This is a genomic window from Leptothoe sp. LEGE 181152, assembly GCF_032906605.1.
Classification (GTDB): Bacteria; Cyanobacteriota; Cyanobacteriia; order Phormidesmidales; family Phormidesmidaceae; genus Leptothoe; species Leptothoe turfae.
On sequence record NZ_JASATU010000017.1, the window covers coordinates 214,129 to 233,984 of the forward strand.

The 19,856-nt window shown below is 50.0% G+C and carries 14 protein-coding genes; 4 read left to right on the forward strand and 10 right to left on the reverse strand.

What is annotated here, in order from left to right:
* Nucleotides 1-93: 93 nt before the first annotated feature.
* The 5 genes from QGP82_RS09295 to QGP82_RS09315 form a co-directional block, all read right to left on the reverse strand.
* Nucleotides 94-3,519 (reverse strand): tetratricopeptide repeat protein, encoded by a 3,426-nt coding sequence (locus QGP82_RS09295; protein WP_499058560.1) that lies wholly within the window; start codon nt 3,517-3,519, stop codon nt 94-96.
* 184 nt (nt 3,520-3,703) lie between these two features.
* Complete coding sequence (locus QGP82_RS09300; RefSeq protein ID WP_499058563.1) at nt 3,704-7,285, reverse strand: CHAT domain-containing protein; 3,582 nt, start codon at nt 7,283-7,285, stop codon at nt 3,704-3,706.
* Nucleotides 7,286-7,463: 178 nt separating this feature from the next.
* Nucleotides 7,464-8,699, reverse strand: coding sequence for a tetratricopeptide repeat protein (locus QGP82_RS09305; protein ID WP_499058565.1), 1,236 nt, complete (start codon nt 8,697-8,699; stop codon nt 7,464-7,466).
* Between the two features lie 3 nt (nt 8,700-8,702).
* A complete protein-coding gene (locus QGP82_RS09310; RefSeq protein WP_499058567.1) occupies nt 8,703-10,019 on the reverse strand; it encodes a tetratricopeptide repeat protein in 1,317 nt (438 codons plus the stop codon).
* Nucleotides 10,020-10,050: 31 nt separating this feature from the next.
* Entirely contained in the window at nt 10,051-11,973 is a 1,923-nt protein-coding gene (locus tag QGP82_RS09315) for a transglycosylase domain-containing protein (protein ID WP_499058568.1), read from the reverse strand.
* Between the two features lie 658 nt (nt 11,974-12,631).
* On the opposite strand from QGP82_RS09315, the gene tyrS reads away from it, so the two are divergent.
* The 3 genes from tyrS to QGP82_RS09330 are packed head-to-tail and all read left to right on the forward strand — an operon-like array spanning nt 12,632 to nt 15,316.
* A complete protein-coding gene (gene tyrS, locus QGP82_RS09320) occupies nt 12,632-13,849 on the forward strand; it encodes a tyrosine--tRNA ligase (protein ID WP_431732102.1) in 1,218 nt (405 codons plus the stop codon).
* Nucleotides 13,849-14,589 (forward strand): orotidine-5'-phosphate decarboxylase, encoded by a 741-nt coding sequence (pyrF, locus tag QGP82_RS09325; RefSeq protein WP_163664040.1) that lies wholly within the window; start codon nt 13,849-13,851, stop codon nt 14,587-14,589. Before tyrS ends, pyrF begins: the two co-directional genes overlap by 1 nt.
* Nucleotides 14,582-15,316, forward strand: coding sequence for a hypothetical protein (locus tag QGP82_RS09330; protein WP_499058570.1), 735 nt, complete (start codon nt 14,582-14,584; stop codon nt 15,314-15,316). The genes pyrF and QGP82_RS09330 overlap by 8 nt, the downstream gene beginning before the upstream one ends.
* Nucleotides 15,317-15,348: 32 nt before the next feature.
* On the opposite strand, the gene QGP82_RS09335 is transcribed toward QGP82_RS09330, so the two are convergent.
* Both QGP82_RS09335 and QGP82_RS09340 read right to left on the reverse strand, forming a co-directional pair.
* Complete coding sequence (locus QGP82_RS09335) at nt 15,349-16,050, reverse strand: uracil-DNA glycosylase (protein WP_499058572.1); 702 nt, start codon at nt 16,048-16,050, stop codon at nt 15,349-15,351.
* Between the two features lie 171 nt (nt 16,051-16,221).
* Nucleotides 16,222-17,334, reverse strand: coding sequence for an alpha/beta fold hydrolase (locus QGP82_RS09340; protein WP_163664034.1), 1,113 nt, complete (start codon nt 17,332-17,334; stop codon nt 16,222-16,224).
* A 101-nt stretch (nt 17,335-17,435) separates the two neighbouring features.
* Between QGP82_RS09340 and QGP82_RS09345 the strand changes: the two genes are divergently transcribed.
* Entirely contained in the window at nt 17,436-18,320 is an 885-nt protein-coding gene (locus QGP82_RS09345; protein ID WP_499058574.1) for a LysR substrate-binding domain-containing protein, read from the forward strand.
* Between the two features lie 93 nt (nt 18,321-18,413).
* Here QGP82_RS09345 and QGP82_RS09350 read toward each other — a convergent pair whose 3' ends face one another.
* The 3 genes from QGP82_RS09350 to QGP82_RS09360 form a co-directional block, all read right to left on the reverse strand.
* Nucleotides 18,414-18,617 carry a hypothetical protein gene (locus tag QGP82_RS09350; RefSeq protein WP_163699383.1) on the reverse strand — a complete coding sequence of 68 codons (204 nt, stop codon included), beginning with the start codon at nt 18,615-18,617 and terminating at the stop codon, nt 18,414-18,416.
* A gap of 51 nt (nt 18,618-18,668) precedes the next feature.
* On the reverse strand, nt 18,669-19,013 hold the full coding sequence (locus QGP82_RS09355; RefSeq protein ID WP_499058575.1) for a hypothetical protein: 345 nt from the start codon (nt 19,011-19,013) through the stop codon (nt 18,669-18,671).
* Nucleotides 19,014-19,123: 110 nt separating this feature from the next.
* The gene (locus tag QGP82_RS09360; protein ID WP_499058577.1) at nt 19,124-19,543 is read right to left on the reverse strand and encodes a hypothetical protein; all 420 of its coding nucleotides are present in this window, start codon (nt 19,541-19,543) and stop codon (nt 19,124-19,126) included.
* Between the last annotated feature and the right edge of the window lie 313 nt (nt 19,544-19,856).

A 19,856-nucleotide genomic window follows, 5' to 3' on the forward strand; every position in this document is an offset into this window, starting at 1 on the left:
CCTTCGACTCCGCTCAGGGCACGCTGGCTGAGATTGTTGGCTTCGACTCCGCTCAGCCAACGGTATCGGTAGAAATCTCCTAATCAGCAAGACCTACAGACCATTACCAATCAAAATAAAAGGTGCCCAGAAATAGGGGTGCGACAGAGTTGCTGCTCCTGAATCTTCCGCCTGGCGCGGCCCAATGATGCGCTCATCGCCGTCAGCTGCCTGGTCACTGCCCAATAGGGAAAGCTGAGCGTTGCGCAGGGCATCGGCTTTGGTTTCACCAGCGGCCATGTTTTCGTAAAAACGCTGCATCAGTACGCTGGTACTTTGGTCATTGACATTCCAAAGGGAGGCAACCACTGCCCCTGAGCGGTTGGCTTCTAAGAAGTAGGAACTGAGTCCTGCAATCTCAGTACCATCTTCTTGATTTGTTTCACCCAGTGCAGTCTGGCAGGCGGAGAGTACTACTAGATGCAAATCTTTTAATCGTCGTGTCATGGTCTCAATGTCAGGAATTTCCAGGCGCTCACCATCGCCAAGCACAATAAACGACTCTTTGGGTTGTCCGGGGACAAAGGCGGCATGGGTGGCCATATGGAGAATACGATTGCCCCGCAGGTTGTTTTTGAAGGCATCCAGGGTAAATTCCTGGTTGAGAAATGTCTGCCCTGGATATACGCCATCGCCATCCTGACCCTTGATAATGCCAGCTAGTTCATCGCGGACAGCAGGTAAAGGGTTAAAAGTCTGATCATCAATATCCACTGCTTCGGTTAGTCCTAAGCCTAAGACATTCGAATCAGCCACTGGACCAAGGCGATCGTCCATATCGGTGGCGGTTGTAGATAGCACCGTAGAAACGGTGTAATTTTCTAGCAGGTAGTTTTCACCATCGTAGAGGGCACCCATGGGGATATAGCGGGTGACGCGGTCGTTGACGAATACTAGATGGTCGATGTCGTTTTTTTCTAGTTCTTCGGCGAGGGGTTGAATGATCCAGTTGTAGAGTTTTTGGCTGGTGGCCTGTAGTTCTGTAATGTCACTGGAGCGAGACTTAAGCAATGCACCAAACTGTTGGACTGTAGTGGCCAACTCTCCTTGCTCGACGGGTACCTCGATACTGCCGACGACATCGCCCACGGTGACCCATACTAGCCAGAGTTTATCTTCTAATACAAAGGGATACACCAGCAGGGAGTTTTGTTCATCGGCGGCATAGGCGTCTAATAGCTTTCGAGCATCGACGCTGATGTTGTCGGGATCTTGAAAGTTGTCATCATCACGGCGATTCGCTCGAATAGTCTCGACAAAGCGATCCACTTCGGTATTGTATTGAGCCAGTAAGCTTTCTTGCTGATCGAGCAGTGTATCAAGTTCAGCACAGTCATTGCGTTCACACTCCACCAGTTTGCTACCCAAAGCGATAAAGCTGCCATGGACATCGGCTATAGTTTGCTCCGGTTCGCTTAAGCGGATGCCGTCGCTGGTCCATACAGTACGGGTGTCGGTAAACTCTCGTAGTTCTTCTAGTTGCAATAGATCGAGCACCTGCTGTGCTTCAGGAATGCGGCCTTGTTCAAGCAGCAAATTAGCCAAGGCTCGATAGTCATCAGCAACCTTATCTGTATAGCTTTGTTGTAGCTCTTGGGAAGAAAAATCTTGATTATTAGTGCGAATTATTTCGTAAGTGTTAACAGCTTCCTTTAGGAAAATAATTGCTAAAGCAGACTGCCCCTGTTGCTCAAACCAGCGACCAATATTTGCAAGTGAAACAGCCTCTATCTCAGGACTATCAACGGTTTGAAGAATAGCGAGTGATTGCTGGTAGTAGTCTAGTGCCTGGGGGTAATCTCCCTGACTATCGTAGATGCCGCCGATATTGTTGAGCGACTCTCCAACGCCCCGACGGTCACCAATGTCTTGACGAATGGCGAGTGATTGCTGGTAGTAGTCTAGTGCCTGGGAGTAATCTCCCTGACTATCGTAGATGCCACCGATATTGTTGAGTGACTCTCCAACGCCCCGACGGTCACCAATGTCTTGACGAATGGCGAGCGATTGCTGGTAGTAGTCTAGTGCCTGGGGGTAATCCCCCTGACGAGAGTAGATGCCACCGATATTGTTGAGCATCATGCCTTCGCCTCGACGGTCACCAATGTCTTGACGAATGGCGAGTGATTGCTGGTAGTAGTCTAGTGCCTGGATATAATCCCCCTGACTATCGTAGATGCCACCGATATTGTTGAGCGACTCTCCAACGCCCCAACGGTCACCAATGTCTTGACGAATAGCGAGTGATTGCTGGTAGTAGTCTAGTGCCTGGGGATAATTCCCCTGACGAGAGTAAATGCCGCCGATATTGTTGAGCATCATGCCTTCGCCTCGACGGTCACCAATGTCTTGACGAATGGCGAGTGATTGCTGATAGTAGTCTAGTGCCTGGGGGTAATCTCCCTGACGAGAGTAGATGCCACCGATATTGTTGAGCATCACGCCTTCGCCTCGACGGTCACCAATGTCTTGACGAATGGCGAGTGATTGCTGATAGTAGTCTAGTGCCTGGGGGTAATCTCCCTGACTATCGTAGATGCCACCGATATTGTTGAGCATCACGCCTTCGCCCCAACGGTCACCAATGTCTTGACGAATAGCGAGTGATTGCTGGTAGTAGTCTAGAGCCTGGGGATAATCCCCTTGACTATCGTAGATGCCACCGATATTGTTGAGCATCACGCCTTCGCCCCGACGGTCACCAATGTCTTGACGAATAGCGAATGATTGCTGGTAGTAGTCTAGAGCCTGGGGATAATCCCCCTGACTATCGTAGATGCCACCGATATTGTTGAGTGACTCTCCAACGCCTCGACGGTCACCAATGTCTTGACGAATAGCGAGTGATTGCTGGTAGTAGTCTAGAGCCTGGGGATAATCCCCCTGACTATCGTAGATGCCACCGATATTGTTGAGTGACTCTCCAACGCCTCGACGGTCACCAATGTCTTGACGAATGGCGAGCGATTGCTGAAAAAGGTCCAATGCTTCTGGATAGTTGGCTCGGTTGAGCCATTCCATCCCCTGTGCATAGAGCCGTTCTGCCTCTGATCGTCGTACTTTAGGAACATCAGCCGCAGATAATTCAACGCTGAGGTTATAGGCTCCCTGGGCATCAGCACTATATGCATTAGCTCTGACTCGATAGATGCTTGTCTCAGGCAAAACGATGCCTATTTGTGAGTTTGTTTCACCATCCGCATCATCATTACTCGCAATGGATTCCCCAACCCCATTCAATAGTAATAGGTAAGTATCAAATACCTCACTTTCCAGAGTGATGATAACGGTCTCACCTGCCTCTGCCTCAAACGAATACTCATCATAAAAACTACCATCATCATCTAACTGAGCATCCCCTGGTTCCAACACGCCTTCTACCTGCAGAAGGAGTACACTTTCTTGAGCCCAGCCGGGTGCTGTAGCGATAGGCACTATCCCAACCGTTGCCAGTAGCCAAAACAAAAAGCGTAATTTCATAGAAACATACAACCAGCCAAGATAAGTATTTTCTGGAAAAGCTAAATCATTATGGAAGCCCCCATATTTAATACGGTGGGACCTAACCTTTTTACATCTTCACAATCAAAATTACGGATTTTTCTGTAGGGGCTGGCCTTGTGGCTGCCCGCTAATATCTAACGCTATTTACCCAGATCACATTTCACAATCCATTACCAATCAAAATAAACGGAGCCCAATAATACGGATGCGACAATAACGTACTACCTTGCTCCTCCGTCACCCGCTGCCCAATAATCCGCGCCGTATCCGCCGCCAATTCCTCCCCAGGCCCAATCCACATCAACTGCGCCTGCCGCAACGCCTCAGTTTTAGACAACTCACCCGTCGCCAAATTCCGATAAAACTGCTGCATCAGCAAACTCGTACTCACATCACTCACCCGCCACAGCGACACCAGCACCGACTCCACCCCATGGTCCAAAAAGAAATAACTCATCCCCTGAATTTCCAAACCATCTGCCTTAGCCCCACCTAAACCCGTCTCACAGGCCGATAGCACCGCCAGATGCACATCCTCCAGATAATCCCCCAAAATCCGAATCTCCGGAATCGGCAAACGTTCACCATCCCCCAACAGCAAATAAGACTCATCCGAACGGCCCGGCACAAACTCACCATGGGTGGCAATGTGCAAAATATTTTGTCCCGTTAACCCATCCCGCAAACTCTCAAACGTAAACGCCTCATCCAACAAACTGGTGCCGTCATAAATCCCGTTCGTATCCTCACCGTCCTCTCGCACAATGCCATCTAACTCCACTGGCACATAGGGCAATGGATTAAACTCCGCTGTGCCCGCTGAAACCCCAGCCGCTAAAACACTAACCGAGTCTGCCGGAAAGCGATCGCGCCAGTCCGTCAGCTCCTCTGACAAAATGTGACTGATGCCATATTTCTCAACTAGATATTGCTCCCCATCATGGAGAACCGCCATGGGCACATAGCGCAGGTTACGGTCCAGGGCAAACACCAGATTTGTAATGCTCCCCGCCTCTAATTCTTCTTCAATGGGTTGAACTAACCATTGATACAGCTGTTGTCCTGTCGCTTGTAGGGTCTCAATATCCGACCTGGGGTTATCCAACAGTTGACGCATTTGCACCACCGCATTGGCCACCTCAGAACGACTGACTGCAATCTCCCGACGACTGACCACTCGGCCTTCCGTAGCCCATAGCAACCACAGCTTATCCTCCAGCACTAACGGATAAATAACCACCGTACCAGGCTGTTGTTTAAGGATTTCCCTGGCCTGACCGCCTAAATCTTCTGGGTCTAATAAGGCCTGATCAGCCGCCAACTGCTCACGAATAAAGCTAGATAGTTTATCCACATTATCTTGATAGGCCCGCGCCAGATCATCGCGCTGATTGCGAAGCTTGCTGAGCTGGTCACAGCGGCTCTGTTCACATTGAGATACCGTTTTACCAAATTCCACCAGGCTGCCGTGGCTGATTAACAGCGATTCTTCCTGGGGCAGTAGGGTAACACCGCTAGCACTATTAACAGCCCGCTGGTCATCAATATAGTTACGAATTTCTTGGACCTTTAACAGTTCTAAGACTTGCTGTGCTTCTAGAATTCGTCCCTGCTGCAATAACAAGTCTGCTAGAAACCGATAGGTGGCTTCCACACTTTGCACATAGGATGCTTGTCGGGCCAGGGGAAGTGTTTCCAATTCGTCCCGTAGGGCTTCGCTAACAGTCACCGCTTCTTTGTAAAATGCGATCGCAATTTCCGGTTGATTTCGCTGGAAATAAACATAGGCAAGATCCCGCAATGTCACCCGTGCCTGAAAGCGGTCGCCTGTTTGACGATGCAGTGCCAGGGAGTTCTGAAATGCCAGAGTGGCTGCTTCTAGCTGGCCCAAACCCTCATAGCTGAGACCAACCATACCCCACGAACTGGCCACCGCTGGGATATCCCCCACCTCTTGATGGATAGCAATCGCCTGATGAAAGGCCACAAGGGCATTCTCATAATCATTGTTATGGTAAGCTTCTAGCCCAATAGACGTATAGGCGTAGCCCTCCTGTTGCTGACTGCCCAACTCCTGGGCGGCGGCCAATTGTTCCTCGGGTGACAGATTAGCCAAGTCATCTTCTGGTGCCTCAAACAACCCGATACGATACTCTCGCCGCTGAGATCGCACCTCCTCCGCTTCAGCTGATAAGGTCTCTTGTTGAGCAGACTCGCCTAGCTCCAGAGAAATATTAGCCAGACCATCCAGGGCCATGCTCTCGGTAAAGGGCTCATAAAAGTCTCGACCGATGGCCAGAGCTTTCTCTAGAGATGCGATCGCATCTCCATAGCGCGCCAGTTTCTCATAGGTGCGCCCCAAATCTAGATGGGCATAGCCCAGGGAACGCTTTTCTTCTAGGGTGGCTAACGGTACTTGAGACAGGGGTGCATAAATTTCCTCAGCCCGGCGATAGTCTTCTAAGGCAGTGGTATAGTCTCCCCGCTGATAAAAGACATCTCCCCTGAGTAGTAACGCCTGCCCCGCTTGATAAGGGGCTCCTAAAATCTCTCCATAGGGTGTTTCCAAAAGGGCTTCATAGGTGGCCAAGGCCTGGGTCTCCAACTCAAAGGCCCTATCATAGTCACCCACAAAAAAATAATTTTCCCCCAGGCTCAGCTGATATTCTGCCACCTTCCAGGCATCACCAACTGCTGCCATGGCGGCAATGGCCTGTTCTTGAAACCGACGCGATTGTTGCTGAGCCTCCGCCTCGGTCTGCAACCCGACATCGTTTGGTTCAGCAAAATAGTAAATTGAGCCAATACTCTGTAACATCTGACCTGTCCAGTGGCCATAGTTCAAAGATTGAAAAGTGGCCAGGGCCTCCTGACAGTACCCTAAGGCAGGTTGAGACGCGCCCACAAAGCTATAGGTTTCACAGAGATAATGTTGTGTGGTGGCGATGCCGGTTGTGTTCCCTAACCGTTGATACTCGGCATAAATGGTTTCCAGACCCTCAATCACCTCGGTCAGGATCGTAATAGCAGAGTCAAAGTCATTGTTAACAAAATCCACCAGACCCACGTTTCGAGTTTGTAAAACAACCTGCAATTGGTCTTGCAGAATAGCCTCGACAGGGCTGTCTGGATCAGGATTATCGACCAGTTGCTGATAGTTTGCGATCGCTATTGTGGCCAGATCCCTGGCAGCAGCATACTGTTCCAGTCGAAATTGAATAATTGCCTCGGTACGGCTGATATCTGCCTTTAGGCTTTGTTTAGAGCTGCTAGAGCCATCTGACAGAGTCTGGAATAGCCGTTTTGCCTGCTCTAACGTTTCAGAGGCCAGCGTCTCGCGTTCAAACAATAGATAGACATAGGCCAGTTCAGTCAGAGTGTCAGCCTCTCCCAGGGGATTATCTGCCGCTTGATACTGGGTTTGGGCTTGTTCTAAATAGGGAATTGCATTGACAAATTGCCGTAGTTGGCGATGGAGGCGGCCTGTTTGGTAAGCGGCTTGGGCTTGTTGTAAGGCTGTACTCTCTGAATTTGAGAGAATAGTTTTGTAGGTTGCGATCGCGTCTAGCCATTGACCCTGACGTTGCTGAGTCTGGGCTTGGGCAATAGCATCGTCGATAACAAAGGCAATAGATGTGGTTTGGGAGCTATTCACCGGTTTGGCCCACCCTCCTACGGACTGAGCAGAGAAACCACCCGTAATTAAAACCGTAGCCAGTAATCCAGTTGCTATTCCTGCCATCTTGGTTTGCCCCCAGCAAGATCGTCGACTTCCTTAAAGAATTTAACTGGCTTGAGCAAACGTGACTGTATTAGGGAGAGGTCTAAATAACTAGCGCCAACAACCGCAGACCCCTCTGACTAAGGCACCTCCTCTTTGCAGGGGGAGGAACAATTTCATAACAAAAATATACAAGCCCCTAACCCCCATCCAACCCCGCCAACCAAACCTCAATAGTCTCCAACCATCCCTCATCCATTTCCAGCGCCCTATACAACACCTGCGCCGCCACCAACCGCTGCCGCACCAATGCCTCATCCTGCTGCATTGCCGCCACCTTAGCCAACCCAACCCAGCCCTCAGCCCGCGTCCTCACCCCACCACTTTCATCCGCCAGTGCCACCGCCGCACCATAGTGCGTCTCCGCCAACCCAGGTAGCCCTACCCGCAAATAACTCTCCGCTAATAACCGATGCATCTCTGCCGAAGCGCCGCCCGCTTCCACTACCGGTCGCAGCGTGGCAATCACCTCCCAAAACAGTCCCTGCTCCAGATGCACATAGGCCATTAGCAACACATCGCCATCCGTCAGACCCGCAACAGCAACACTAACCTCTTCCTGTTTCTCTACTGCCAGTGCCTGAAACGCCACACTGTAGTGCAACTCAGTCCCAGCCATCACCTGAAACCGATACCGCTCCCCCGGCTCATATTCAGGGCCGTCATACACCAGATTGTTGCCTAACACTGTCGATTCCCACACCACCGTTTCCACCAACTCCGGTTGCGCAAAGGTAAACGCATCCTCCGATTCCGGCTGCACATACTCCTGTTGTAATAGCTGCACTTGATATTCATCCACGCCTGCCTTGGCAGGCCAATAAAACCCTGGCACCGTGTCTAAAACCTGTGGCTTATAGGGAAACTGCCCTGCCAGCAACTGCAACAAATCATTGTCATTACGCGGATCCGTCGACCGGGCCAAATCCGGACAAATCACCCGCATGCCCGAACGTCGTCCTGCCGTTGCCCGTCGCCTGGCTCCACTGGGGCACTGCACCCGCACCCGTGTTTTGCGATTGGGAATAATTAATGCATCTCCTGAATTTAGCTGTGTTCCTACTCTTCCTTGCTCATAGCTAGAACTGCCTCGACGCTGTACCTGAACGGTTCCTCGCTGAATGCTAACAATGCGGGCAGAGGCTAGAGCCGCTGTTGGGAGAAGTCCTTGTAGGACAAGCGAAAAAGCGAGAATACTAAGGTTTCGGTAATTAGGAAGATTCTGCTGGCGAATTGTTTCGTAACATGGCAAACGTAGCGGAGGGGGCCCGATCGAAGATGCAAATATCGAAGCCCCCTCCCTGACGGTTCCCCTTGCCAAGGGGAACCACGTATCGCCCAGACGCTTAAGTCGTTCGATTACTTCCTTACGCATCTCTTATCCGCCAATGTCTTCTGCTTCCTCAGCTTGTATTCTCTGCTCATATACCCCCAGCCAGGTATCCTCATCCGGATTACCGGCATTGGCTGCGATCAAGCACGTTTCCCAAAATCCTTCGGCTTCATCGGACAGTTCTTGAGCATCTAACGCCTGAGCCATTAAACAATAGGCCGAACCTCGATTACGGACAGACTCATCATTAGACAGATTTTCTTCCAATACTAGAATTGACTCGTCTAGAGAGGTTTCAGCTTCTGCATAACGTTCTTGCTCTAATCGAGCCCAGCCTAAATTTTTTAGCAAATTGTAGTGGACCTTTGCCAGATCTGAATCTATGGCTGTCGCATTGCTTTGTACCTCATCAGATCCCTGTAGCAGTAGTGTAACCGCCGCCCGATAATCTTCTTGCAAAATGTACAGTCGACCTAGATTGTTATTCGCCTCTAACCAGGTTTGCAACTCAACAACCTCAGGACCTTTCTCTACTACAAACTGATACGCCTCAATTGCATCCCCTTGCTGTTGTAAATCTTCATACAACACCCCCAGGTTGTAGTATGCCTCTCCATAGTCAGGATTCAGGTTAAGGGCCACCTGATAGTTTTGCAAGGCACTGGCCAACCGATCATTTTCATAATCCTTCAGACCCCAGCCGTTGTACCAGGTGGCAAACAATGGCATTGATCCATGGATGCCTGCCACTGCCAAAAACACACCGCCCGCTGCCCCACAGCTCCATTCCTGCCAGTGGTACTCAGGCACACCACGCCGCTTCAAAATTTGCTCCCAAGCCTTGCGTCCGGAGTCTGTCAGCGCCCCTTTTCCTACAATCAGTGTCAACACACTTTGGGCTGCCACTGCTAGCGTCCCCGCTGATGCAATGCCGCCACTCCAAAACCGCGATGCCGTATTCAAAATCAAACTGGCTGATACGGTTAAAAAAACAATCGACAGACCATTCCAAAGCCAATCGTAACGATTTTGCTGTTTAGCATCCTTCGTGGTTGGATACCACCACCATGCATCTGACTGCGGCTGAGAGAGCTCTCGCCATCGTCCCAGGTCTGACGCTTTACTAAAGGAATTTTCGTGGGTTTGTAGCTGGGCATCCAACTGATCTAGATGTACCAAACCTGGAGCATTGAGGGTGCCATCTTTTAATAAGCTTTGGATGCGATCGCGCACCAACAACGTTTCCAAAATCACCTGGGGGGCATAGCCAGACGGCTCTAAAGCAGCAATGGCCTGTTCATATTGCTTGAGCAAGCCATGCAGCGACTCACCTGCCTCGGTAACGTTATCCCCATCAAACATATGTCAGCCTATGCTCTCGTTTTTGCCCACCCTACGGACGAATGAACTCTGACGGACGACGGAAGTTCTGAACCGGCTCATTGCGCAACGCTTGGACCATATAATCTCGCCAGATGGGAGCTGCATAGCTGCCGCCCGTTGCCCCTCGGCCCATGGGGCTATTGTTATCGTTACCAACCCATATCGCCACTGCTAGCTGAGGCACATAGCCCACAAACCAGACATCTTTTTGGGAGTCAGTGGTGCCCGTTTTACCCGCCGCAGGTCGACCAATGCGAGCATTGGTGGCCGTGCCTCGCTCAAGGACGCCGCGCAACACATCCGTGAGGGCCGCTGTTGCCCAAGGATCCAGCACCAGCTGGGGTTTAGGCGTGTTGTCAAGTAGCACATTGCCATCACTGTCGGTTACCTGGGCAATCAGGGTTGGGTCAGAGTGCCAACCATTATTGGCAAAGGTGGCATAGGCTCCAGCCATTTCCATGGGGGTTAAACCTGCTGACCCCAGGGGCAAAGAAATCACCGGATCCATGGGGCTCTCAATGCCCAGGGTACGGGTTACGTCAATCACCCGCGAGATGCCCACAGCCTGTCCCAGTTTTACGGCGGGAATATTACGGGACAGCTCTAATGCACGCCGAATCGGCATACTTCCCATAAAGGAACCACCATAGTTTTTAGGTGAATAGTAGCCAGACCCATCGGGATACGTGACCGGTGTGTCCCCCACGATGCTATCAGGGGTGTACCGACCTGAGGCAAAGGCCGCATAGTAAACAAAGGGTTTGAAGGCTGATCCTGGCTGACGACGCGACTGAACGGCCCGATTAAACTGGCTGCTTTCATGGTCCACACCACCGACGATGGCCTTTACAAAATGGGTGCGCGGGTCGATGGCAACCAGAGCCATTTGATCGGCGATGGCACCGTTGCCAAAGCGGTTAGCATGGGCCGATTTTACGGTTTGTTTAGCTAAGGACTGTAGCTTAATATCAATGGTGGTCTGCACTCGCATGCCACCTTTGAGTACGGCTTCTTGACCAAATTGTTCCTGTAGCTCCTGGACAACCGCTTCAGTGACGTAGGGAGCCTTACTGGAAACAAAGGACGTGACTTTACCCAAGCGCAGGGGTTGTTTTTTCGCAGCCTCGGCTTCGGCTGGGGTAATCCACCGCAGCGTTTGCATCCGCTCTAGGACGATAGACTGCTCTCGCTTTGCGGCCTGGTAGTCTACAAATGGACTCAGGCTTTCAGGCGCTTTAATCAATCCCGCCATCATCGAAGCCTCAGCCAGGGTTAAGTCCTTGGATGACTTATTGAAGTAACTCTGGGCAGCGGTTTCAACACCATAGGTATTGTGACCCCAATACACCTGATTGAGATACATTTCGAGGATTTCATCTTTCTCGAAAATTTGCTCAAGGCGCAGCGATAAAACCACCTCAGCCACCTTACGGCTAATGGCTTGCTGGGGGCTCAAAAATAAATTCTTAATCAGCTGCATGGTGATGGTTGAACCACCCTGCACTGTATTGCCTGCCTGGAAGTTGGCTAGAAATGCTCGGCCAATGCCCACAGGGTTGATGCCGCTGTGCTCGTAAAAGTCACTATCCTCAATGGCCAAAACCGCGCGCTTGAGGTGGGGGGAAATTTCGTTGAGGTCTACCACTTCCCGGTTAGCTTCGTCGTGCAAGCTATCGAGCAGGGTGCCGTCTACGTCGTAGATGTAGCTGGTTTCGGTGGGGATGTAGTTGCGTAGCGATCGCACATCGGGCAAATTTCGAAAGCTAATGGCTAAACCCACTAAGCCACCAGCTGAGATCGCACTACATAGCATGGTTGCCGTCAATAGTGTCGCCCCGCTAATCTGAAGCACATCTTGAATGTGCTTCATCAGCTTAGGTTCACCAGTAAACTGCAAAGGAACTCGGGTTTGACGAATGGTATTAAATGCCACGGATACGCTACATCCTTACGGAAATACACGGCAGGCCAGATTAGTGAGGCGCGGCTGATCTGAGCGATGATTTCGTCTGAAAAATGCCGACTTATAGCATTTCTAACAGATCGACTCCTCCTCTAAATCAGCACCCGTAATTATAAAGCTGCTGCCATAAACAGAATTTAAATCACATCCAAATTAAACACGTATACTTCCCAAATAGAAAAACCGTTGTTTCAGATGTGGATGCGGTTGATGTCGAAATTAGAGTCAGACTTCCCAGATCGTACTCAAAACGTCTTTAGGAACAACAAGCCCCTAGGACCGATTCAGTACCGAGGAATGTTCCAGCTGATCCATAGACCAGTAAAATGATTTGCGGCAAGCGCATCGGACGAATGACGTACCTATAATCTGAAAAAATTGGGTGGATAGGTCGTTGAGGACTCAATGTGTGCCGTTAAATCTCCCTAACCACATGATGCAGGCACAAGGGCCTTATGCATCCATCAGAAAAGGGAGATAATTTACCCGCTACTATAGTGGATTCCGGGCAGATGTCTAGGCAAGTTTGAAAACTTAGGCAGTCTTACGGAGTTATCAGTATTTATTTTTGGCGGTTCACTGCGCATTTTTACACCAACACACTATGACCGAGGCTTCTAATTTTGTAATGTCGGCCATCCCTGAGGAGTTTGCAGGGATCTATCGCGGCGTCAGTGAAGTATTTCCCCATCAGCCCGACTCAGACGATCCTAATGAAAGTTTGTTGGCAAGATTACAGCAAACTGACCGGCCACTCCGGATCAAATTAGGGATTGATCCCACGGGTTCTGAAATTCATCTGGGTCACAGCATTCCGGTGAGAAAGCTGCGGGCGTTTCAGGATGCAGGCCACACGGCGGTCCTGTTGATTGGCGACTTTACGGCTCGCATTGGGGACCCCACTGGTAAGTCAGAGGTGCGCAAACAGCTGACGGAGGCTGAGGTTAAAGCTAATGCAGAAACCTATATTGAGCAGGTACGCCCCATTCTCGATTTTGATACCCCTGGCCGTTTAGAAATTCGCTATAACTCGGAGTGGCTAGCGAAGTTGGACCTGGGCAAAATTCTGGAGCTGCTGGGTACCATGACTGTGGGTCAGATGCTGGCCAAGGAAGGCTTTGCCAAGCGTTACGAGCAGGGCAATCCGGTGTATCTCCACGAGTTTTTATATCCCCTGATGCAAGGGTTTGACTCGGTGGCGCTTAAGGCCGATGTAGAACTGGGGGGCACTGACCAGAAATTTAATGTGGCGGTGGGACGAGATTTACAGCGTCATTTTGGTCTGACGCCACAGTTTGGCATGATGCTGCCGCTGTTGCTGGGCACCGATGGCAGTCAGAAAATGTCTAAATCCTTGGGCAACTATGTGGGGCTGCAAGAAGATCCGCTATCCATGTATTCCAAGTTAGAGAAGGTGCCTGATGCCCTGATTTCTGACTATTTTGAGTTACTGACAAAGCGGTCCCTGGATAGTCTGCCGGAGAATCCACGGCAGGCTCAAAAGCAGCTGGCTTTAGATGTTACCGGTCAGTTCCATGGTGAAGCGGCTGCGCAGCAGGCGCAAAAGGATGCCATTAACCTGGTGCAGGGGGGCTCGGGTCAGGCAGAGGCGGTGCCGGAATTCTCTCTAACAGCGGTGAATTTCCCGGCCAAGGTCTTTTATTTGCTAGGGGCAACGCCTCTATGCAGCAGCAGCAGCGATGCTCGCCGTCAGATTAAGGGCGGTGCGGTGAAGTTGGATGGGGAGAAGGTCAGCGACCCCAATGTGGAATTTGCTGGCCCCGATGAGCTGGTGGGCAAAGTGCTACAGGTGGGTAAGAAGAAGTTTGTGAGGCTGGTGGCATAATGGCCCAAAAATTGACCACGCAATCAGCGGCGGAGCGGATTATTGTGCCGTTAGATGTGCCAACGATGGAGGATGCGATCGCACTCGTCGATACAATTCCCAACGTTACCTTTTGGAAAGTGGGTCTAGAGTTATTTGTCAGCGCTGGGCCTGCCATTTTAGAACAGCTAAAACAGCGTCAAAAGCGCATCTTTCTTGACCTCAAGTTCCACGATATCCCTAACACTATGGCGGGAGCCTGTCGAGCTGCTGCTGGTTATGGTGTGGATCTGATCACGGTCCATGCTCCGGCGGGTAAAGTCGCCCTACAGGCGGCCCAGGCGGCTGCTATGGAAGGGGCTGCCGCCACAGGCTGTGCCCCCCCTAACTTAATTGCGGTTACCTTGCTTACCAGCATTAATCCCCGGGCTCTGGCGTTTGAGCTCAAGGTTTCTCTGGAGCTACAGGACTATGCATTGCAGATGGCTTTGCTGGCCCAGGATAGTGGTCTAAGGGGTATTGTTTGTTCTCCCCAAGAGGCAGAAGCTTTGCGCCGTGTGTGCGGTGATGAGTTTTTGTTGGTGTGCCCTGGTGTGAGACCTGCCGGTTCTGCTAAAGATGACCAGCAGCGGGCCATGACGCCCAGTCAGGCCATTGCTGCTGGAGCTAGCTATCTGGTCATTGGTCGTCCGATTGCTCAGGCTGAAAATCCTGCCACGGCATTTCAACAGATTTGCGATGAAATTACGATAAATGGATAATCTCGTAGGGGTGATGCCTTGTGCTCGCCCTGAACTATTGCATGCTACCGATCAGAATTTAGGATTAATCGTAAGTGGTGTGTTAGCGATCGCACGAATGGCTTCTTTTATGCCCAACCTGTATTCCCAAAAGTTTTTGGGAAGCGTCTGCATTGTGTTGAGTTTTGCCCTGGGTAGTTCGCCCGGCCTGGCCAAGGTATCAAAGTCCTCCATCGAACAACCTACCTTTAAAGGGGAGCCTGAAAGCGATACCCCTTATATTCGTCCCCAGGCTAGCTGTCCTCAAGATTTTGCAGCTCTCTCGACTCTGTTAATTCGAGATATTCCTAGCTATACCAACCGGATTTTGCAAAGCAGTGTGGCGGATATTCGTTCTGCCTATCGGCCAGCTTATGTGATTACGGCTAGTCAGCCAGATCGGGTTCCTTTGGAGATTAAAGATCGGGTTTATACCACCCTGCCTGATGACGGCCAGGATTTGCAGCAGCTGTTTTTTACGACGCTTGAACGTCAGTATTCGGAGTCTGAGGCTATTTCCATCAGTCATTTTCATTGGTTGTTTTTAGCGCCTGATGAAGCGGGATGGCAAATGGTGTTTATGTTTTCTGCGATCGAGGCTGAGGATGAAAACCTGTTGCCGCCCCGTGATAGTAGTCAGGGAAGTGTGGGGCAGGCGGTGCAGCGTTGGTTGCAGGATTGTCAGGCAAGGGCGATACAACCTATGTAGGGGATGGCCTTGTGCATCTCAACCAGCAACTACTATGCTTGTTGGCTGTTTACTTCATCGAGCTTTTTTTTAATTTCCTGAATGTCCTGCCACATGAGCCATTTAGGTTTGCCTTTTTCGCGGGAGGGGTTTCGTAATAAGTAGGCTGGGTGGAAAATGGCCATGCAGTTTCGACCTTCCCATTCCATCCAGTTGCCGCGCACTTTAGTGATGCCTTGTTTGACGCCGACTAGGCCTTTGAGGGCGGTGCCGCCGGTGAGCAGAATGATTTTTGGATCTACCAGACGTACCTGTTCTTTCAGGTAGGGGATACAGGCGGCGACTTCACCTGCGGTGGGGGCGCGGTTACCAGGGGGACGACATTTGACTACATTGCAGATATAAACGTCGTTTTTGATGTCCAATCGGACGGAGGCCAAAATTTTGTCCAGCAGCTGACCTGATTTACCGACAAAGGGCAATCCCTGTTCGTCCTCGTGCTGCCCCGGCCCTTCTCCGATAATCATAATGGCGGCGTTGGGGTTACCTCGACTAACGACCACGTTGGTCCGACCACCGGCCAGGTCACAGCGCTGACACTGATTGCAGTGCTGAGCTAGTTGTTCTAGATTTTCGTAGGTGCCCGAGGGAATGGGGATACTGGCACGGGTGGGAATTTGCTCCCAGGTTTCTGGGGATAGGGCATCAACTTCGGAGGGCAGCTGATTACTAAACAGGCTGATCTGCTCTGTCATGAAAGGGGCAAGTAGCAAAGGATACAAGGCTCTAGTTTATAGGAAACCTTGGACCTGAAATCTCCTAGTGAGCCTTTAAACCCAAAGACACCGACCTTCTGTCGATAAGCTGAATTCTACGTTAAGAAAGAACATAAGTAAAAATTATGGGACGGTCGCTAAAAATGTGAGTCAGTCTAGCAAGAATATCAATACCTCTTGAATAAAACGTTCACGTCCCCGTTCTGGACGATCGTTGAACAGGTAATGGGTTGCATCTGGAATTGTTACCATTTGCACAACTGGAGCATTGATAAGTTCTGTCTCCAATATTGATAAGTCTTCTGGCCGGGACCAAAAATCTAACTCTCCCCGAATGCCAAGGGTGGGGGTATAAATATCTTCTGTGTTCCAGTATCGATACCCCTGAGCCAGGTTAAAACTTTCTTCTCGATAGGCGGTAGGAATACGAGCACTTGGCGGTGTGCGAGTTGCGCTGGTGGGGTCGAGTTCAACGGCTGTGCGAGCATAGGCATCAGCGACGGCTGGGTCTCGCCATTGAGTTTTGTTATCGATCGGAATTGAGTTGTCCCATCCCCGTAGAAAGCCGTCGTAATCAACCAAGCGATAGGCACCCCCATCAGGGTTAAACCTGCCGGGATTATTAGGATCTTCAAAGCGCTCAGTCAGTACCCAGGGGGCATTCACGCTGTAGAGGCTGTTTAGCATAATGAGATGGCTGACGACATCATTATGCCGACTGGTGTACATACCGGCCCAATGGCCACCAGTGGCCCAACCAACCAGGGCAACTTGGGGTTGCGTGGTGCGATCGCGGATCCAGTCCACTACGGCACCAATATCACGGACTGCTTCCTCAGAGTTAACTAGCGGGGGATTGCGATCTGCCGGTTCATCTAGACCATCGGGCCGAGTCGAATCTTCCCAGCCGCGTACATTCATGACATAAACAGGGTGCCCGGCCTGGGCAAAGTCCGCAGCCAGCGAGTAGTCTGGTACGTCTAAATCAAAGGATGCCAGACCTCCCGGACCACCACCATGAATCAAGAGAATGGGCACTCCAGTGGATTCTGACTGGGTTTTGACCTCTCGCACAGAAATTTTAATGCCCGGATCGCTCTCAACGCGAAAGTCAGTGCGCGATACTGCAATGGCAGAGACTATTTCTGTAACAGCAGGGGAAACGGTGGGTGCGATCGCGCCCTCGGCTTTAACGTCAGTGACTGCTATGGTTAGCCATCCTAGAATCCATGCCCCTTGGCTTAGGTGTTGATGAAGTGCCATATTCGTCGAATACCCCGTAACGCTCTATCTGCCACCATAGAAAAAGCCCATATGAACGTCCAACACCTCTTTTGTTCATAATTAGCACCTAAAAGGTTCAAATGGAGTTACGCCACCTGCGCTACTTTTTGATGGTTGCCGAGGAGCTGCATTTTGGCCGTGCAGCCCATCGTCTCCATATGGCTCAGCAGCCCCTGAGCCGACAGATTCGTAACCTGGAAGAAGAATTAGGGGTGAAGCTTTTTCATCGCACCAAGCGTACGATGTGGTTAACGGAGGCGGGCAAGGTGTTTTTGCAAGAAACACGAAAAACACTGGCTCAGGCAGACCATGCAGTGATGATGGCTCAGCGGGTTGGTCAAGGTGTGGCCGGACAATTCAATATTGGTTTTACTGGCCCCATTCTCAATAGTGTTTTGCCAAAAGTTGTGCGTGAGTTCAAGCAGAGATTTCCAGCAATTCACCTGGACCTAAAACGGTTGCAAACCAATGAACAGGTGAAGGCACTATTAGCTGAAGAGATTCACGTAGGCTTTCTACATCCTCCGATTAATGAGCCTTTGCTAAGTCAGGAGGTGATTTATAGAGAGCCTATGATGGCACTATTACCAGATATTCATCCCTTAGCGAAAAAATCTCCTGTGCCAATATCAATAACATGTTTAGCGGACGAGTCATTTATTTTGTTCCCTCGTCAGGTAGGCCCTGTTTTGTACGATTCCATTATTAGCTTTTGCCAGCAGGCCAATTTTAGCCCAAGGGTGATCCAGGAAGCGTTTCCACAACAAACAATTCTTGGGCTAGTGGCAGCAGGCTTGGGAGTGTCGCTCATTCATGCGTCTATTCAACAGATTCAACAACAGGGTGTGGTGGCTAGACCTTTGATAGAACGGTCTCCTATACTTGAATCAGCCGTTGTCTGGCGTTCAGATATATCTCATCCCGCCATACCTAATATACTGAACCTTGTGAACGAGCTTTTTTAAAGTAGCTCAAGGCACTCTTTTGGGGAGTCATGTATGATCAGCGATCGCAACAGCTGTTGCGATCGCTGATCATTTGTAACCATAACGTGCAGTCTATTGCTTCTCAGAATCAAGCTGAGCGATCAACCTCACCAAAGAATGTAATGAATCAATTTCCAAAACAATAGGTGTTTTATCTCCTATGGATAAATTCACTTCATTCAATGCGCGATCTGGCATATCACTAGCCTTACCCAATAACTGCTTGGTGAGCGCGATAAACAACAAGAAAAATGTCACAATCGGGAAGATGGCCATGGCTTTACAATGTGAGCAACAATGTGAACAACTTTGACAGGTGGTAAATCCTTAAATAGACTCCTTAAGGCAGGCACAGGCAAAGACTAAAAACGTCGTAGCTGCAAACAGTTTGAAGAGAGGTTGTACCTGAAAGTAGATAGTTTCTGCCAAATTTTGAGAAACGACCCAACCTACAAACAGTGTTAAGAGAGAAACCCCCATACCAAATAAAAACAACCAGCGAAATAACTGAAATGCTATGCGCACGATCAAGCTGTAGCGTCGACGTTGCCTAAATCGCCTGGGAAGCCTATTACCAGGACGTTTCTGTAGTAGTCGAGCCAGCACTGTATGCGTTTGAAACTTAGCAAACATGAGATGTCCCCCGAGGTTATTACCAAAAACCAAGGCCAAGGAAAGCGCTCTTCAGCACCCTCCTCGGCCTTGGTAATCTCTCCATAAACCGAGCCGTTTTTAATTGTTTTTGAACCTATGGGCTGCCGCTCCCCGGCATACCCATGGAATTAAAGATTCATCGCTTCTTGCGCTAAATACAGTTGATACGATGGCGCACCATGAATGAGAAAACGTTGCTGATGGTTTTTCCGCTCCATCTCCAGACTAATGTGGCCATACTGTGTACCTTGTTCACCCAAAATGGTGTGCAGGATTATTCCCAGCATGTCCCAAAGCCTTTGACTAATATAGTGCTCTGGGAAGTGTGGTCCGCTCCTTAATAACTGTTGTACCTCATCTAGACTAACTGCGTAGAGATCGTAAACTGTATTCTTAACAATGATTCTAACGGTCTGACGATCTGCAGGGCTAAACTCTAACTCCACGTTACCAAAGCCAGTATCTAAGACCGTTTGTCGGATGCTCTGATCAACGGACGTTAACACCTGATAGAGGTCCATTCGCCTAAAGTGTGAGTGATTAAACATAGATGCCCCCTTATGTGAGAAATTTATGGAGAAAATATCACTTCCGCGTAGCGTTTAACCTCACATAGATAAAAGTAGCGATAAAGTTAGATGCTGTCAATAACCAGCCTCAAGTGTTGCCATCTAAGATTCAGGTCATAATAATGTCTGCCCATCATGACTATCCTTAACCTATCTCACTTCAAAGGCTAGAGTAGAGTAATAAGTACCATGAAGTGAGATTTTTTCTGTTTAAAAATAATAAGCCAGGGTTTAGCTCCTCACATAAGTGAGGTAACCTATCAAATACAGTTAGTGTTTAACTATGGCTAAG

What these genes read in the sequence shown, in the direction of transcription:
- QGP82_RS09360 (WP_499058577.1), bottom strand. Translation starts at nt 19,543, where the DNA reads ATGTTTAATCACTCACACTTTAGGCGAATGGACCTCTATCAGGTGTTA.
- QGP82_RS09350 (WP_163699383.1), bottom strand. Translation starts at nt 18,617, where the DNA reads ATGGCCATCTTCCCGATTGTGACATTTTTCTTGTTGTTTATCGCGCTC.
- QGP82_RS09295 (WP_499058560.1), bottom strand. Translation starts at nt 3,519, where the DNA reads ATGAAATTACGCTTTTTGTTTTGGCTACTGGCAACGGTTGGGATAGTG.
- QGP82_RS09335 (WP_499058572.1), bottom strand. Translation starts at nt 16,050, where the DNA reads ATGACAGAGCAGATCAGCCTGTTTAGTAATCAGCTGCCCTCCGAAGTT.
- QGP82_RS09340 (WP_163664034.1), bottom strand. Translation starts at nt 17,334, where the DNA reads ATGGCACTTCATCAACACCTAAGCCAAGGGGCATGGATTCTAGGATGG.
- QGP82_RS09300 (WP_499058563.1), bottom strand. Translation starts at nt 7,285, where the DNA reads ATGGCAGGAATAGCAACTGGATTACTGGCTACGGTTTTAATTACGGGT.
- QGP82_RS09330 (WP_499058570.1), top strand. Translation starts at nt 14,582, where the DNA reads ATGGATAATCTCGTAGGGGTGATGCCTTGTGCTCGCCCTGAACTATTG.
- QGP82_RS09305 (WP_499058565.1), bottom strand. Translation starts at nt 8,699, where the DNA reads ATGCGTAAGGAAGTAATCGAACGACTTAAGCGTCTGGGCGATACGTGG.
- tyrS (WP_431732102.1), top strand. Translation starts at nt 12,632, where the DNA reads ATGTCGGCCATCCCTGAGGAGTTTGCAGGGATCTATCGCGGCGTCAGT.
- QGP82_RS09310 (WP_499058567.1), bottom strand. Translation starts at nt 10,019, where the DNA reads ATGTTTGATGGGGATAACGTTACCGAGGCAGGTGAGTCGCTGCATGGC.
- pyrF (WP_163664040.1), top strand. Translation starts at nt 13,849, where the DNA reads ATGGCCCAAAAATTGACCACGCAATCAGCGGCGGAGCGGATTATTGTG.
- QGP82_RS09345 (WP_499058574.1), top strand. Translation starts at nt 17,436, where the DNA reads ATGGAGTTACGCCACCTGCGCTACTTTTTGATGGTTGCCGAGGAGCTG.